Consider the following 15,962-nt stretch of genomic DNA (forward strand, 5'->3'; position numbering starts at 1 on the left):
GATAGACTGCTGCACGCCGTCGTGCAGCCTCAAGCGGCGTTGGCCTGCTCTTGGTTCAGGAAGGCATATATTGCCGTGTCCGAATCGGTTGCACGCAGCTTGGCAACTAGATCCTGGTCGCGCAGAACGCGGGCAATGCGTGAGAGGGCTTTCAGGTGGTCAGCACCTGCACCTTCAGGCGCCAGCAGCAAAAACACCAGATCAACAGGCTGGTCGTCCAGCGCCTCGAAATCCACGGGGCTTTCCAGACGTGCAAATACACCGACGATCGATGAAATGCTTTCGAGTTTGCCGTGCGGAATGGCAATGCCATGTCCAACACCGGTGGAACCAAGCCGTTCCCGTTGCAGAATGACGTCAAATACCTCGCGTTCCGGAACACCTGTAATCCGGGATGCCTTTGCAGCAAGTTCCTGGAGAAGCTGTTTCTTGGAATTTACCTTGAGGGCGGGGATAATCGCATCTTGTTGCAGCAGGTCTGCCAATGCCATTTCGTCTTCCTTTGTATCACCGGAGTGATTGGCGGGCGTGGTGACCACGTCCGCCAAACGTATTCCGACTGTTCAACCCTTTATCGCGGCTGCATCAATCCAGCCGATATTACCGTCGTGACGACGATAAACGATATTGAGGTATTCGGTTCCCGGGCTGCGGAAAAGCAGGACCGGTTCGTCTGTCATATCAAGTGCCATCACGGCATTTGCCACAGACATAGTTTTAATCTGTTTCGAGCTTTCCGCGACAATTGTTGGCGCGTAATCGTCCGGCACTTCATCATCTTCATCCGGAACGGCGTCCATAACCGTATAAGGAATTTCCTCGAAGGAAGGGACGTGCCCACCAGCATGGTGGTCTCTCAGTTTGCGCTTGTAGCGTCGAAGCCTCTTTTCGATTCGGGCCGCTGCTGCGTCGAAGCTGCCTTGCGGCTCGTTTGCTTCTCCCGCAGCATGAAGAACCACTCCGGTGTCCAGATGCAGCTTGCAGTCGCACGAAAAATGGGACGTCGATTTCTGAACAGTAACTTGAGCAGAATACCCCCCATCGAAATATTTCGTAACCGCCAAGCCGACCGCATCCTCGATCCTTTGACGGAACGATTCACCTATCTCCATATGCTTACCAGATACACGCACACTCATGGAATTTTCCTTTTTGTAGTGATTTGCGAATACCAGCTTACGTCAAGCCACGCGCTCATCCAAGCGATTCCAGACCTCTTTGGCCTTGCTGCGGCGTTCTGCCTTTCGATTAAGGGAGTTTGTTCGTCTCGATCATCCCGTAAAGGTGCGCGCTTCTACTCTTGGGGCAATCAGGAGTCAATGCTACTAAAGGCGGCTGGAGGCATATATTTACGGTTCGTAAATGTGCTGTCGGTGGCAAACGGCGCCCTTAGCCCAGTTTTGCAAGGGCTTTCTTCTCCCGCCGGCGCTGCACAGACGAGGGAATGTTCATCGCTTCACGATATTTCGCGACTGTTCTGCGAGCCAATTCGACCCCGCCTTGCTTCAGATTGTCCACAATGTCATCATCGGAGAGAACGGCATCGGGCGTCTCCTGAGAGATCATCACTTTTATGCGATGACGCACAGCTTCGGCCGAATGGCTGTCGCCTCCTTCCACGGCACCAATGGAAACCGTGAAGAAATATTTCAGCTCGAACATGCCGCGCGGTGTCAGCATATATTTTTTTGACGTGACGCGGCTGACGGTCGATTCATGCATTTTGATCGCATCCGCCACGGTCTTGAGATTGAGAGGGCGAAGGTGGTCAACACCATGCATCAGGAACGCATCCTGCTGCCTGACAATTTCGCTGGCAACCTTCATAATTGTCTTGGCGCGTTGGTCGAGGCTTCTTGTCAACCAGTTTGCATTTTGAAGGCATTCGGACAAAAATCCTTCGTCCTCGCCCTTACGGGCGGGCAGGCGCGAAATCTGCGCATAGTAGGACTGATTGACCAGAACACGCGGCAATGCGTCGGGATTGAGTTCCACAAGCCATGTTCCATCAGGTGTTTCCCGAACGATCACGTCAGGCACGATCGTTTCTGAAACAGAGGCTTCAAAGCCTGAGCCGGGACGCGGGTTGAGTGCACGAATTTCGCCAAGCATGTCGAGGAGGTCTTCCTCATCCACACCGCAGAGCTTTTTCAGGGTTACAAAATCTCGCTTTGCCAGCAGCTCCAGATTGCCGACGAGCGCCTGCATGGCGGGGTCAAACCGGTCTTTTTGTCGAAGCTGTATCGCCAGGCACTCACTTAAAGAACGGGCGAAGATCCCGGGGGGATCGAGCGTTTGCAAGGCGGCAACGATACGTTCGATATCCTGCGCATCCTTGCCCAGACGCTCGGCTGTCTCGGACACGGTATCGGCGTGGATGTAGCCGGTCTCATCCAACTGATCCACAAGGATATCGGCAATTACCCGCGAAGTGGCATCCTGCAAAATGAACGGCACTTGCTGGTTGATGTAATCCCGCAAATTGGTTTTTGCCGCGACGAAGTCGTCAAGGTCATAAGCCTCGCCGCTATCATTGCCTGGCATCGATTTCCATTGATCGGCCAGTTCAGGGGCATCCGCCTTGCGCTGGTTACCATCATCCGGAAATACGTTTTCGAAACTGGTATCGAGCTGTTCACCAAGCCCAGTGCTGCGTTCGTTGTACCACTCATCCTGATCGGCAGCATGTGTGTCTGAAGGCTCAAAATCCGGCTCGGCAACACCAAAGCTGTCATCGGGGGTCTCACTGCTCACGCCCTCATCACCTGCTGCAAATTCAAGCAGCGGGTTCTTTTCGACTTCCTGCGCAATAAATTGTTCCAACTCGCCATAGGTCATCTGAAGCAACTGGATTGATTGCATCAGCTGTGGCGTCATGACGAGCGATTGGCTTTGACGCAGAAAAAGGCTAGCGGATAATGCCATGACGGACGCGAAACTCCCCTTCAACGCCTTCCTGACCGCTTTTTTTAAGGTTGGCGGTGAATGAAATAGCACTTGGCCCAAAAATTGCTTTTTTATGAGATTTGGTCAAGCACAACAGGAGCGTCTAAAGGAAGATTCTTTCGCGAATGAGCGATTACAGGCTAAAATTATCTCCGAGATAAAGCCTGCGCACGTCGGGATTGTTCACGATATCGGTCGCGCGACCATGGGTGAGAACCTCACCGGCATGAATAATGTAAGCTCGGTCAATCAGTCCCAGCGTCTCACGCACATTGTGATCGGTGATGAGAACGCCGATGCCACGTGCCGTCAAATGTCGCACAAGGTTCTGGATGTCACTCACAGAAATAGGATCGACACCGGCAAATGGTTCGTCGAGCAGCATGAAGGTTGGGTCTGTGGCGAGCGCACGGGCAATTTCAAGACGTCGGCGTTCACCACCCGACAATGCAACCGCCGGCGATTTGCGCAGATGCGCAATGTGGAACTCTTCCAACAGTTCATTCAGCTTGGTATCGCGTTTCTTGCGATCTTTTTCGTGCACTTCCAAAACGGCAAGAATATTGTCCTCAACCGTCAGGCCTCGGAAAATCGATGCTTCCTGTGGCAGGTAGCCAACGCCAAGGCGGGCGCGGCGGTACATCGGCATTCCCGTCACGTCATTGCCATTGATGGCTATACGCCCGGAATCAACCGGCACAAGGCCAGTGATCATGTAAAAACAGGTTGTCTTGCCCGCACCGTTGGGTCCAAGCAGGCCCACGGCCTCGCCACGGCGCACCACAAGGGAAACCCCATTCACTACCCGGCGGGTGTTGTAGGTTTTCGACAAGCTGTGCGCGATCAGTGTGCCTTCGTAACGGCTTTTATCCCCTGAGAGATTGAGGGGGTTGCCGGGCGTGGCTTTGTCGGAGAACAGGCGAGATAGAGAAGGAATTTTCACGAGCAAGTCTTATGGCTGTTTTTTCTGTGATTTCGGGTCGAGCAAAATGCGAACCGGCCCACCACAGCTGTCCAGCTTTGCCTGTCCGGTGTTCATGAACACCGTCAGCTTACAGCCGGTGAAAACGTTTTTGCCTTCAGATAGCACCACCTGCTTGCCCGACAGGATAAAGGTCTGGGCTGCCATGTCGAACTCGCCATGATCGGCCGTTGCTTCCTGTGTGCCGGAATTCAGGTACACCGTGTTATCGACGAAAATCTTTTCGATATCGGCATTACCGCTGGTGAGCGACGATCCTTCACCCTTGTAAAGCACGGTCATCTTGCCGGCCTTCAAGGTTGTAGTTCCCTGAACAACTTTCACATTGCCTGTGAAGTAGGCTTTGCGCTCCTGGTCCTGAATTTCCAACTGATCGCTTTCAATGGCAATCGGTTGGTCATTGGAGAGCTTCAGCCCCTCCATCTGGCTCGTTGTGTTTTGCGCGGAGGCAGTTCCTGCCAGCATCAAAACCGCAGCCGAGCCGGACAGCAGCGCGAGGATTGGGAAAATCGAACAACGTAAGGATCGTGACATCGGGTCGGGCTTTCAATTTTCAGCTTGTTGTATGGTCGATGCAGCGAGCCGTGCCCGAACCTGCCCCGAAAAAATTATTGTTCTGCCATTATCTGCGATCTGCATGCTTTGTGCAACAATCGAACCATCTTTGGTAGTAATGTCTACCGCTTCACTCGTTTGCATCTTGCCAGCACGCAAATCAACATCTGCAGATTGGAATTTTGCCTTGATGCCGTTGGTCATATTGATCTCGAACGGCGCAGTCATTTGCATCTTGTTGGTGTTGCGGTCAAACACGCCGCCGCTTGCTGTTACCTTAGCCACAATATCGTTCATGGGAACGGCGGCAAGCACATTTTCAAGTGTCATCAAATTTGGGCTGGCAATGTCCTGCAAGGCACGATCGGCGGTCATCGAATAGGCGATACCATCATCATTTCGACCCGCAACAGCCGGTTTTTCCATGACGATCTTGCCGTTTTCAATCGTCGCGCTCTCTACCGATACGTCAGCTGGCCACCAGGCCTTGATCAGCGACACACCAATAAAAACCATGGAAATCAGCAGTGCAGCAGCCGGAAGAATGATTTTCAGCCGGCGAACGCGCGAAGAATGTCGCATAGCAGTGCCATAGGCTGCGCCACCATCGGTGGGCACAGACGCAAGTGCTGGCGATTCGCGTAGCTTGTCGAGCATTCCTTAGATGTCCCGGGTAAAAGCGGACAGGATACCATAAATCCGGGTCGGCCTTTGTGTTTCAACGTTTGTCTTTGGCATGTGCGAAAGGTTCTGCCAATATGGTTTTTTATGCGTGCCATACAAGTAGGGCGTGATTTTTACCGAAAACAGGCTTTTTTATTTGTTTCCCGTGAGCGGCAATATAAAACCGGCTGTAACGCAAATAGTGTTAAGCCTTCGCTAGACCTCATCAAGGGACGTGAAAAAATGGATCGCATGGCAATCGCTGACAGGCGGCAATTACGCCGTAAGTTGACATTCTGGCGTGTTGCAGCGGTACTTCTTCTTATAGCAGCCTGCTTTACCGCATATCGCATGGTTTACACTCCAAGCTCAAAATCCGGCTCGGCGCATGTTGCCCGTGTTGAGATTTCCGGTTTGATTCGTGACGACACGGAACTGCTGGAACGGCTGGACAAGATTGCCAAGAGCGACAATGCCAAGGCGCTTATCGTTTCCATTTCCTCGCCCGGCGGCACGACCTATGGCGGCGAACGCATCTTCAAGGCAATTCGCGCCGTGTCTGACAAGAAGCCGGTTGTCGCTGACGTCCGCACTCTTGCAGCATCTGCTGGTTACATGATCGCCAGTGCCGGTGACGTTATCGTAGCTGGTGAAACATCGATCACCGGTTCCATCGGCGTTATTTTCCAGTATCCACAGGTAGGCCCACTTCTTGATAAGCTCGGCGTGTCCTTGCAGGAAATCAAATCGACGCCGTTGAAGGCAGAGCCGTCACCGTTCCATGAGCCGCCTGAAGAGGCGAAAACCATGATCCGAAGCATGATCATGGATACCTATGACTGGTTTGTTGATCTGGTTGCCGATCGTCGCAAACTGTCCCGCGAGGAGGTTCTGAAACTCGCAGATGGCTCGATCTTTACCGGTCGGCAGGCGCTGGCCGTGAAGCTTGTGGACCGTTTGGGTGGCGATGAAGAGATTCGCGCTTACCTTAAAGAGCGTGATATAGACGAAAATCTGCCGGTCGCTGACTGGCGCGCGCCGTCATCATCCACGCCATTTTCACTTCTCGGGTTGGCAAAAGTTGCCAGAATGCTCGGATATGAGGATTTTCTGCCACTTGCAGGGGCCGCAAGCGAGGCAACCGACAAGTTGTTTCTTGACGGTCTCGTTTCGGTTTGGCAGGTTGAGCCACACTAAAAAGCCAATTCTTTCAGGGGGCAGTCGTGATTAAGTCTGAACTGGTGCAGATTGTTGCTGCGCGTAATCCGCACCTTTATCACCGTGACGTGGAAAACATCGTCAACGCGGTTCTTGACGAAATCACGGATGCTCTGGCGGGTGGAAACCGCGTTGAACTGCGTGGCTTCGGCGCCTTTTCGGTTAAAAACCGTCCTTCTCGTTCCGGTCGCAACCCACGTACAGGTGAATCGGTTTTCGTTGAAGAAAAGTGGGTTCCTTTCTTTAAAACCGGCAAGGAACTGCGTGAGCGCCTGAACCCTGGTATGGGCGATGTCGAAGACGACGACGAAGATTGAGTTTGTGAGGATGCCGCTGGATGGTTTCATCCTTTGCGCATCATGATGAAAAGCATGAACGGAGTACCCCATGTCGAAAAAGATCATCAACCTTCTGGTTCTGGTTCCGCTGGGTATCGTGCTGATCGTCCTGTCCGTTGCCAATCGCCAGTCGGTTACGCTGGCGCTTAATCCGTTCCGGCCGGAAGACAGCGTTTTGTCTTTCTCCGCACCGTTTTTTGTTTTCCTGTTTCTCGCCGTTATTTTCGGTATTCTCGTAGGCTCGGCGGCAACCTGGGTCACACAGGGCAAACATCGCAAGCGTGCGCGTGTTGAGGCGAAGGAAGCCAATCGTTGGCATGCCGAAGCGGACCGCCAGAAGGCTGTCGCCGCCCGCGCAACCGTCGTTCATTCAGACGCCCAGCTGCCAGCCAAGTGAACGCTGGCGCGAATTAACGCCTTTTCTATCGCTGTTTTTCGTGCAATCGCGCTGAGGCCTTTGCCACGCGCCACACTGATGCTATTGGCTTTGGCAAGACAAAATAGCCTGAAATGGGAAAACTTCCGTTGAAGAAAAAAGATAACCGGTCCGGTGGCAAGAACTTTGCCGGACAGGATAAAAAACAATCCCGCCCGGTCCGCCCGGAAAAATCCGCATCCTCCAGGGAGCGCGGGCAAACGCAGCGCCGCCAGGAGGACACTCGGCCTGCCAGACCCGCTGTGGCGCCAAAAGACAAGATTGCGCAAAAGGATGTTGCTGCTGCATCCGCGGCACCCATCCCGCAGCGTAGCCTGATGAACCGCACCGGTGAACGCCCTGTAGAACAGGTGCCGGTCATTCTGGAATCGACCGGTGCCGGTGATTTCCACCTGATCGATAGCGGTAATGGCCTGAAGCTTGAGCAATATGGTGAATACCGTATCGTCAGACCGGAAGCGCAAGCGCTGTGGCGGCCAAATCTTGCCCCGCGTGTCTGGGAAAATGTCGACGCTGTCTTTACCGGCGACACCGACGAAGACGGTATGGGACGCTGGCGTTTCCCGAAGGCGGCTCTTGGTGAAACCTGGCCGCTGTCGCTGCTGGGCGTCGATTTTCTCGGACGGTTCACGGCATTTCGCCATGTTGGCGTGTTCCCGGAGCAAATCGTGCACTGGCAGTGGTTGAAACATGCCGTTGAAAATGCAGGCCGTCCGGTCAAGGTTCTAAACCTCTTCGGTTATACCGGCGTTGCCTCCCTTGTTGCCGCCGCTGCTGGCGCAGAAGTAACCCACGTCGATGCGTCAAAAAAGGCGATCAACTGGGCAAAGGAAAACCAGGCACTTGCCGGACTTGAAAAAGCGCCAATCCGCTGGATTTGCGAAGATGCCATGAAGTTCATTCAGCGAGAAGAGCGCCGTGGCAGCACCTACGATATCATTCTGACGGACCCGCCAAAGTTCGGTCGTGGTACCAATGGTGAGGTGTGGCAGCTTTTCGACCACCTGCCGCTGATGCTGGATATCTGCCGTGAAATCCTGTCACCAAAGGCAGTAGGCCTTGTTCTCACGGCCTATTCGATCCGCGCCAGTTTCTATTCCACCCATGAGCTGCTGATGGATATCATGCGCGGGGCCGGTGGAACGATTGCCTCCGGCGAACTCGTTATTCGTGAAGCGGGGCTTGATGGCAAGACGCCGGGTCGTGCTCTGTCTACATCCCTGTTTAGCCGGTGGGAGCCGAAATGAGTAAGGACTATCAAGCCGGAACACCGCGGCGCGTTGGCCAGGTGAAGGAAGTCACCAGCCTGACCAATCCCATCGTCAAGGATATCAAGGCTCTGACCCAGAAAAAAGGTCGCGAAGAGAGCGGTACCTTCATGGCGGAAGGCTTGAAGCTGGTCATCGACGCATTGGAGTTGGGCTGGACAATCCGCACGCTCGTCTATGCCAAGGCTGCCAAGGGCAAGCCTCTGGTGGAAAAGGTTGCGACAAAAACAGTTGCGTCAGGCGGACTGGTTCTGGAAGTCAGCGAGAAGGTTATTTCTTCGATCACCCGTCGCGATAATCCACAAATGGTCGTTGGTATCTTCGAGCAGAAATGGCGCTCGCTGCGCGATATTCAGCCATCGGAAAGCCAGACCTTCGTGGCGCTCGACAGAGTGCGTGATCCCGGCAATCTCGGAACGATTATCCGCACCGCTGATGCGGCTGGCGCATCCGGCGTTATCCTGATTGGCGATTGCACGGATCCGTTTTCGCTGGAAACGGTGCGTGCAACCATGGGCTCCGTGTTTGCTGTTCCTGTTACCAGGGCCAGCGTCGACGAGTTCTTGCAATGGAAAAAGCAGTCCGGCGTCAATCTTGTCGCCACGCATCTGGCCGGCTCGGTCGATTACCGGACCATTGCGTACAAGGGCAAGCCGGTTGTGCTGATGATGGGCAACGAACAGTCCGGTCTGCCAGAGGAACTTGCCTCCAAGGCGGATCGTCTGGCGCGTATTCCCCAGCAAGGTAGGGCGGATTCACTCAACCTTGCGGTGGCAACAGCCGTGATGCTTTTTGAAGCGCGGCGACATCTGCTTGATCTGGAGCTCCGCACGTAATGGAAAAAACAGGCATGTTTTCCCGATTGGTCCCGGCTTTGGCGCTCATTGTCTTATTGCTGGTGATCGACCAGATCGTCAAAACACTGGTTGAGCTTTATCTGCCTCTGCAGGAAATGGTGCCTGTTATTCCGATGCTGGCGCTCTACCGGACCTATAATCTGGGCGTTGCATTTTCCATGCTGTCGGACATGGACGGTTGGTTCATCGTGACCATGCGTCTGGTCATTGTGGTTTTTGTCATCTGGATGTGGAAAAAAACGCCCAAGGACCGCAGTTTTGCGCATCTGGGTTTCGCACTGATCATTGCCGGCGCGCTCGGCAATATCTTCGACCGTTTTCTGTATGGCCACGTCATCGACTACATACTGTTTCACACGCAAACATGGTCATTTGCCGTGTTTAACCTTGCCGACAGCTTCATCAGCATCGGGGCGGCCTGCGTCATTCTGGATGAAGTTTTGCAGATGAAAACGGCCAAAGACGCGCAGAAAGATTAAACTTTTATCGTTTAGGCAAAGCCAATCAAAACCGCTGACATGGTAGAGATTGGGTATGAGCGACCCTGCACATCTTCGCAAGCAAATTTCCGGCGTCTTTGAGGATGCGTCTGCCCTGCAAGACAAGGCAGACGGCAGATATCAGGCGCAGACCGCGACCCCTGCGGATCAGCTCTCCGTTGACCCGTCGGGTCAGCAGAGCAGAGCGCCGTTCATCTGGCTTGCCGCGGGTGCTGCCGTTGTTTCCGCCCTGCCTTTTGTGTGGAGCGGGCTTGCCGGCTGGTCTCTTTCGCTCGCTTCTCTGGCTACACTGGGCGCTGTTGCGGTTCCGGTTTTCCGCGGGCTGAATCACTCTGTCAAAACCTCAAGTGACAGCCCGGATGAACAGGTAGTCGGATCCTTCTTGCCAGCCATCCATGATGCCATGGGTGATATCGCGGTTCTGCGTGGCATGGACCGCCGTATCATCGAGGCCAATGATACGTTTCGGGAAATGACTGGCTGCAATGCACCTGATGGCATGAGCTGCGAGGAAATCGGCGTTGCATTCCGTCCCGGCGGCAAGGCGCATTGTTACGACGTGGAAATTGCGACTCCGTATGGACAGCGCATTTTCACCTGGCAGGATGCCGTGGTGCGTCTGGGGCAAAGTAACCGTCTGGTTATCCAGTCCGTGGCACGCGACGTGACGGATGAACGTCGGGCCTTGATGATGCGCGAGGAAGCACGGCAAAAAGCCGAAAAGGAAAGTGCTGTCAAAAGCAGGCTTTTGGCCACTGTCGCCCATGAAATTCGCCTGCCTCTCAGCGGTATTCTCGGCATGAACCACTTGTTGTCGCAGACAAAGCTCAATGATGAGCAGCGCAACTACCTTGATGGCACCCGCCAGTCCGGGCAGGCACTCGTGCAACTGGTCGAGGATCTGCTTGATTTTTCGACCATGGAAGCTGGCCGTTTCCGCCTGAACCCGCGTGCGGAAAATCTCCGTCGGCTCATTGAAAGCATCGTCGAAATGCTTGCCCATCGTGCCCATGAAAAAGGCATTGAGATTGCCTCGACGGTGGCAGCCGATGTGCCGGAATATCTGGATTTTGATCCGGCAAGATTGCGCCAGGTGCTGTTTAATCTGATCGGAAATGCAGTCAAATTCACCACCTCAGGTGGGGTGTTGATCCGCACTTTGATGGATGGAGACGATCTTCTTCTCTCGATATCCGATACGGGTCCGGGCATGACCAAAACGGAACAGGCGCGGATTTTCGGAGAATTTGAACAGGCCGGCTCTGCCCGCCAACGCAGTGCGGGAACGGGACTTGGATTGGCAATTTCTGCACGTATCGTGCGTGAATTTGGTGGCTCCTTGAGCGTTGAAAGCGCCAAGGGCAAGGGCAGTGTCTTCATCCTGCGTTTTCGGGCCGTTGCCGATGCCGCGGGCGAGGATGATGAAGCCCGCCGCACGATGCTGACCAAAAGCAATGTGTTGGTTCTATCGCCGGAGGGGATGACAGCAATGGCCGCCAAGGCGTCCATCCACTCCTTGGGCGGGCGGTGCCGTGTTGTATCGGATATGGCAGGCATAGAGGCGCTTGATCTCGATAGCGCGCGGGAGGACGAGGCGATCAGCGACATCATTGTCGACCATCGCTGTGCCACCCTGTTCGATGATATTGTCAAACGCTGGCCTTGCCTGTCGGAAAAACCAGTGCGCCGCATCCTGATGGTTAATCCCGAGGAGCGTGCAACCCAACTTCAGGGCGGTTACGACGCCTGGCTCATCCGTCCATTGCGGGAAAAATCACTCGCGGATGTATTGAGTGGGCGTCTTCGTGGCATGGAGCGTCGTGATGCCATCAATGACAACCAGCCCGGTTTTGGCGGTGCTGATATCGAACATCCGGCCGGCCGCAAGCCGATGGTTCTGGTGGCAGAAGATGATCCAGTCAACGCGCGTATTCTGCGCGCTGTTTTGGAAAAATCCGGCCACGATGTGCAATTGGTGACGGATTTTCCAGCGCTGCTGGCCGCCGCAGTCCCCGGTGCCGCCATTCGTCCGGACCTGATTATTTCGGACCTCAATATGCCAGGCGGCGAAGCCCTGGATGTTCTCCCGCATATCTGCCGGGAATATGCGCTTTGGCCACGCGTACCGGTTATCGTTTTAAGCGCCGACACATCGGCTGAAACGCGCAAATCCGTATTAGACGCAGGCGTGAGTACGGTTCTGGCAAAACCGGCCGATCCCAAGCAACTGCTGGAGGAAATTCACGCCCTGTTGCCGCAGATGGAAAGCATGGTGCAGTAGGTACCAACCTTAAGTGGATTTCCCTGTCACAATTGACAGATGCTCCTTTTCGCCGCAGGGCTGTGTTGTCACTATTCTGTCGTCAATAAGTGATTTATGACAACCGAACTCAATCGGTGGCGGAGCGATTCTCCATGGTCACAGAAATACTGAACCGCGATATTTCCGAACAGGGCGCGTCGGTCGCTCAGGTCATCGGCAAACCGCAACGTGACAGCGGTCTTCTGGGCCGTATCGGTACATTGGAAACCCGCCTTGCGGTCAATGAACGCGAGGTTGATGCGGCCCAATCCGTCCGTTACCGGGTGTTTGTCGAGGAGATGAAGGCAAGCCTTCCGTCCGACGCCATGCGGCGCAAACGCGACGTCGATGCCTACGACGCTATCTGTGATCATCTTCTGGTGCTTGACCGCGCCATCGAAGGCGATACGGAAGACCAGATCGTCGGCACATACCGTTTGCTGCGGCAGGAAACGGCTCTGGCCCATGGTGGTTTTTATTCCGCTTCGGAATTCCAGATCGGTGATCTCCTGGAGCGCCACCCAGACAAGCAGTTCATGGAACTAGGTCGGTCGTGCGTGCTGCCGGAATACCGCACCAAGCGCACCGTTGAATTGTTGTGGCAAGGAAATTGGGCTTATGCCCTGCGCCACAGAATGGACGGCATGTTCGGTTGCGCATCCTTCCCGGGTGTCAGCCCGGAAAGCCATGCGCTTGCGCTATCATTCCTGCATCATCACAACACGGCAAAGGGCGAATGGGCAGTCAGTGCACGTCCCGAACTTCACCGTGACATGGACCTCATGCCAGTCGAGGCCGTCCATGCCCGCCGTGCCGTGTCGTCCATGCCACCATTGGTCAAGGGCTATATGCGCCTTGGTGCGATGTTCGGTTCCGGTGCCGTTGTTGACCACGCCTTCAACACAACGGATGTACTGGTCGTGCTTCCGGTGTCGGCAATCGCCGGTCGTTACGTCAATTATTATGGCGCAGATGCTGGCCGTTTCGCCAGCTGACCTGTATTGATGGGTGCTTACCGCGCTCGAATAAAGGCTCGTCGCACCAGCTTCCTGTGGGAAGCGGTGCCGCCCATGTTGTGTTGCAAGGGGCAAAACCGCTAGTTTGGCCGTTCGTTTCCCGCAACAGACCAGATTGTCGACTAAGCCATTGACGGACGTTCATTCCCACGCCTCGCTGATATCAGAAGAAAGCCGTGCATCGGCAACGCCGATGATGGAGCAGTATATTGAGATAAAATCGAACAATCCCGGTTCGCTGCTGTTCTATCGCATGGGCGATTTTTACGAATTGTTTTTCGACGACGCCGTTGCGGCATCGCGTGCGCTTGGCATTACACTGACCAAACGCGGCCAGCATCTGGGACAGGATATTCCGATGTGCGGCGTGCCCGTGCATGCAGCGGATGATTATCTTCAGAAACTGATTACCCGCGGTTTCCGGGTTGCCGTTTGTGAACAGGTTGAAGATCCGGCCGAAGCCAAAAAGCGTGGTTCGAAATCCGTCGTCCGACGCGACGTGGTGCGTCTTGTTACACCCGGTACACTCACCGAAGAAAAATTGCTCGTTGCAACCGAGTCCAACTACCTGATGGCGCTGACCCGCATTCGTGGCGGTGCCGAAGTGCAGTTCGCACTGGCTTGGATCGATATTTCAACGGGCGTTTTCCGCCTTTCAGAGACGAACCTGACACGGCTTCTCGCCGATATCTGGCGTATTGACCCGCGCGAACTGATCGTTGCCGATACGTTGTTTCACGATGCCGAACTGAAGCCGGTATTTGATGTGCTCGGCCGTGTTGCCGTCCCGCAGCCTGCTGTTTTGTTCGACAGCGCAACGGCAGAAGGCCGTATTGCCCGTTATTTTGGCGTCACGACGTTGGATGGGTTTGGCAGTTTTTCGCGTGTGGAACTGGCTGCAGCGGCTGCGGCCGTTGCGTATGTCGAAAAAACGCAGATTTCAGAGCGACCACCTTTGGGCGCGCCGGAGCGCGAAAGTGCAGCATCAACCCTATTTATCGATCCTGCCACCCGCGCCAATCTGGAACTCGCAAAAACGCTTTCCGGTGACCGCGAAGGCGCATTGCTGAGTGCTATCAACCGCACCGTTACCGGTGGGGGTGCCAGACTTCTGGCCGAGCGCCTTCTGTCACCTCTGACGGATCCGGACAAGATCAACGCGCGGCTTGATTCGGTTTCATGGCTGATCGATGATAACGCAATGGCAGAGCGGCTGCGTGAAGCCCTGAAACATGTGCCGGATATGCCGCGCGCCTTGTCGCGTCTGGCACTGGAACGCGGCGGCCCACGTGATCTCGGTGCCATCCGCCAAGGCCTTTCGATCGCATCCAGCATTGCCTCGCTACTTGAGGAAGGTCTGTTGCCGGAAGAACTGGCTGGCGCGCTCTCGGCCCTCAAATCCCTGCCAAACGGCTTGGAGGCCATGCTCGGCTCCATGCTAGCCGACGAAATGCCGCTGTTGAAAAGAGACGGTGGTTTTCTGCGCGACGGTGCCAACGCGGAACTGGACGAAGTCCGAGCACTGCGTGACCAGTCACGGCGGGTGGTGGCTGGTTTGCAGCTGAAATATGCCGAGGAAACCGGCATCAAATCGTTGAAGATCAAACACAACAATGTGCTTGGTTATTTCATTGAGGTGACGGCCGGTAATGCCGACGTCATGATGGCGACCGATGAGGCAAAGGCCCGGTTTATCCATCGTCAAACCATGGCCGGTGCGATGCGCTTTACCACCACAGAACTGGCGGATCTGGAAAGCCGCATTGCCAATGCAGCAGCCCAGGCCTTGACAATGGAGCTTGAGGCATTCGAGCAGATGACATTGGCGGTGGTTTCAGAAGCTGAAGCCATCAAGGCTGGCGCGCTGGCGCTGGCGGTTATCGATGTCGCGGCTGGTCTGGCCTATCTGGCGGTTGAGCAGGCCTACTGCCGTCCGGTCGTTGATGGCTCGATGACATTTGCAATCAAGGGCGGACGCCACCCGGTGGTCGAACAGGCGCTGCGACGCCAGTCTGTCGGTCCGTTCATTGCCAATAATTGTGATCTTTCTGCGCAGAACGGCGACAAGAATGGTGCAATCTGGTTGCTGACAGGCCCGAACATGGGCGGTAAATCGACCTTCCTGCGCCAGAACGCTTTGATAGCCATCATGGCACAGGCAGGGTCTTTCGTACCGGCCGAGACTGCTCATATCGGTATCGTCGACCGTCTGTTTTCGCGGGTTGGCGCATCCGATGATCTGGCTCGCGGCCGTTCGACCTTCATGGTTGAGATGGTGGAGACCGCTGCGATTCTCAATCAGGCGACCGAACGCTCCTTGGTTATTCTTGATGAAATCGGTCGTGGCACAGCGACATTTGATGGTCTTTCCATCGCATGGGCAGCCGTTGAGCATCTGCATGAAATCAATGCCTGCCGCGGTCTGTTTGCCACGCATTTCCATGAACTGACCGTGTTGTCGGAAAAACTTGGCCGACTGTCCAACGCTACCATGCGCGTCAAGGAATGGGACGGCGAGGTTATTTTCCTGCACGAAGTCGGCCCCGGTGCGGCAGACCGCTCCTACGGTATTCAGGTGGCGCGACTGGCTGGCTTGCCAGCCTCGGTGGTGGATCGTGCGCGCGATGTGTTGACACGACTTGAAGATGCCGATCGCAAGAATCCGGCAAGCCAGTTGATCGATGACCTGCCACTGTTCCAGATGGCCGTGCGTCGTGAGGACACCCGTAAAACCAGCGCTTCTAAGGTAGAGGAAGCGGTTAAGGCCCTCAATCCCGATGAGATGACGCCTCGTGAGGCTCTGGACGCGCTTTATGCGCTCAAGAAACAACTTGGCAATGCTTGAGCGCTAAATTGCCTGTCCATGACGCCCCAAAATCGC

15 protein-coding genes are annotated in these 15,962 nt (G+C 55.0%); 9 read left to right on the plus strand and 6 right to left on the minus strand.

What is annotated here, in order from left to right; genetic code table 11:
- Positions 1–29: 29 nt before the first annotated feature.
- From ptsN to lptC, 6 genes are all read right to left on the minus strand, one after another.
- On the minus strand, positions 30–491 hold the full coding sequence (gene ptsN / locus HGO37_RS10525) for a PTS IIA-like nitrogen regulatory protein PtsN (protein WP_192487797.1): 462 nt from the start codon (positions 489–491) through the stop codon (positions 30–32).
- A gap of 72 nt (positions 492–563) precedes the next feature.
- Entirely contained in the window at positions 564–1,139 is a 576-nt protein-coding gene (gene hpf / locus HGO37_RS10530) for a ribosome hibernation-promoting factor, HPF/YfiA family (RefSeq protein WP_192486634.1), read from the minus strand.
- A gap of 250 nt (positions 1,140–1,389) precedes the next feature.
- Positions 1,390–2,925, minus strand: a complete 1,536-nt coding sequence (rpoN, locus tag HGO37_RS10535; RefSeq protein WP_250983301.1) for an RNA polymerase factor sigma-54 — start codon at positions 2,923–2,925, stop codon at positions 1,390–1,392.
- Positions 2,926–3,079: 154 nt separating this feature from the next.
- Positions 3,080–3,865: an LPS export ABC transporter ATP-binding protein gene (gene lptB, locus HGO37_RS10540; RefSeq protein WP_192487798.1), complete on the minus strand. Its 786-nt coding sequence runs from the start codon at positions 3,863–3,865 to the stop codon at positions 3,080–3,082.
- Positions 3,866–3,898: 33 nt separating this feature from the next.
- The gene (locus tag HGO37_RS10545; protein ID WP_250983683.1) at positions 3,899–4,393 is read right to left on the minus strand and encodes an LptA/OstA family protein; all 495 of its coding nucleotides are present in this window, start codon (positions 4,391–4,393) and stop codon (positions 3,899–3,901) included.
- An 81-nt stretch (positions 4,394–4,474) separates the two neighbouring features.
- The gene (lptC, locus tag HGO37_RS10550) at positions 4,475–5,140 is read right to left on the minus strand and encodes an LPS export ABC transporter periplasmic protein LptC (protein WP_192486637.1); all 666 of its coding nucleotides are present in this window, start codon (positions 5,138–5,140) and stop codon (positions 4,475–4,477) included.
- Positions 5,141–5,389: 249 nt separating this feature from the next.
- Here lptC and sppA point away from each other — a divergent pair, with 249 nt between their 5' ends.
- From sppA to mutS, 9 genes are all read left to right on the plus strand, one after another.
- The gene (sppA, locus tag HGO37_RS10555) at positions 5,390–6,343 is read left to right on the plus strand and encodes a signal peptide peptidase SppA (protein ID WP_250983302.1); all 954 of its coding nucleotides are present in this window, start codon (positions 5,390–5,392) and stop codon (positions 6,341–6,343) included.
- A gap of 26 nt (positions 6,344–6,369) precedes the next feature.
- Positions 6,370–6,681, plus strand: a complete 312-nt coding sequence (locus HGO37_RS10560) for an integration host factor subunit beta (RefSeq protein WP_192486639.1) — start codon at positions 6,370–6,372, stop codon at positions 6,679–6,681.
- Positions 6,682–6,751: 70 nt separating this feature from the next.
- The gene (locus tag HGO37_RS10565) at positions 6,752–7,099 is read left to right on the plus strand and encodes a DUF1049 domain-containing protein (protein ID WP_192486640.1); all 348 of its coding nucleotides are present in this window, start codon (positions 6,752–6,754) and stop codon (positions 7,097–7,099) included.
- A gap of 128 nt (positions 7,100–7,227) precedes the next feature.
- Entirely contained in the window at positions 7,228–8,385 is a 1,158-nt protein-coding gene (locus tag HGO37_RS10570; RefSeq protein WP_250983303.1) for a class I SAM-dependent methyltransferase, read from the plus strand.
- Entirely contained in the window at positions 8,382–9,242 is an 861-nt protein-coding gene (locus HGO37_RS10575) for a TrmH family RNA methyltransferase (RefSeq protein WP_250983304.1), read from the plus strand. Before HGO37_RS10570 ends, HGO37_RS10575 begins: the two co-directional genes overlap by 4 nt.
- Before the next feature lie 14 nt (positions 9,243–9,256).
- Positions 9,257–9,742, plus strand: a complete 486-nt coding sequence (gene lspA / locus HGO37_RS10580; RefSeq protein ID WP_502941407.1) for a signal peptidase II — start codon at positions 9,257–9,259, stop codon at positions 9,740–9,742.
- A gap of 55 nt (positions 9,743–9,797) precedes the next feature.
- The gene (locus tag HGO37_RS10585) at positions 9,798–12,044 is read left to right on the plus strand and encodes a hybrid sensor histidine kinase/response regulator (protein WP_250983306.1); all 2,247 of its coding nucleotides are present in this window, start codon (positions 9,798–9,800) and stop codon (positions 12,042–12,044) included.
- A 134-nt stretch (positions 12,045–12,178) separates the two neighbouring features.
- A complete protein-coding gene (gene olsB / locus HGO37_RS10590; protein WP_250983307.1) occupies positions 12,179–13,060 on the plus strand; it encodes a l-ornithine N(alpha)-acyltransferase in 882 nt (293 codons plus the stop codon).
- Positions 13,061–13,274: 214 nt separating this feature from the next.
- Entirely contained in the window at positions 13,275–15,926 is a 2,652-nt protein-coding gene (mutS, locus tag HGO37_RS10595) for a DNA mismatch repair protein MutS (protein ID WP_250983684.1), read from the plus strand.
- Positions 15,927–15,962: the final 36 nt, after the last annotated feature.

It is taken from the genome of Rhizobium sp. CG4 (assembly GCF_023701965.1).
Classification (GTDB): Bacteria; Pseudomonadota; Alphaproteobacteria; order Rhizobiales; family Rhizobiaceae; genus Agrobacterium.

Coding starts and splice junctions, on each gene's coding strand:
- HGO37_RS10565 (WP_192486640.1), top strand. CDS start 6,752: ATGTCGAAAAAGATCATCAACCTTCTGGTTCTGGTTCCGCTGGGTATC.
- ptsN (WP_192487797.1), bottom strand. CDS start 491: ATGGCATTGGCAGACCTGCTGCAACAAGATGCGATTATCCCCGCCCTC.
- rpoN (WP_250983301.1), bottom strand. CDS start 2,925: ATGGCATTATCCGCTAGCCTTTTTCTGCGTCAAAGCCAATCGCTCGTC.
- lspA (WP_502941407.1), top strand. CDS start 9,257: ATGTTTTCCCGATTGGTCCCGGCTTTGGCGCTCATTGTCTTATTGCTG.
- HGO37_RS10585 (WP_250983306.1), top strand. CDS start 9,798: ATGAGCGACCCTGCACATCTTCGCAAGCAAATTTCCGGCGTCTTTGAG.
- olsB (WP_250983307.1), top strand. CDS start 12,179: ATGGTCACAGAAATACTGAACCGCGATATTTCCGAACAGGGCGCGTCG.
- hpf (WP_192486634.1), bottom strand. CDS start 1,139: ATGAGTGTGCGTGTATCTGGTAAGCATATGGAGATAGGTGAATCGTTC.
- HGO37_RS10545 (WP_250983683.1), bottom strand. CDS start 4,393: ATGCTGGCAGGAACTGCCTCCGCGCAAAACACAACGAGCCAGATGGAG.
- mutS (WP_250983684.1), top strand. CDS start 13,275: ATGATGGAGCAGTATATTGAGATAAAATCGAACAATCCCGGTTCGCTG.
- sppA (WP_250983302.1), top strand. CDS start 5,390: ATGGATCGCATGGCAATCGCTGACAGGCGGCAATTACGCCGTAAGTTG.
- lptC (WP_192486637.1), bottom strand. CDS start 5,140: ATGCTCGACAAGCTACGCGAATCGCCAGCACTTGCGTCTGTGCCCACC.
- HGO37_RS10575 (WP_250983304.1), top strand. CDS start 8,382: ATGAGTAAGGACTATCAAGCCGGAACACCGCGGCGCGTTGGCCAGGTG.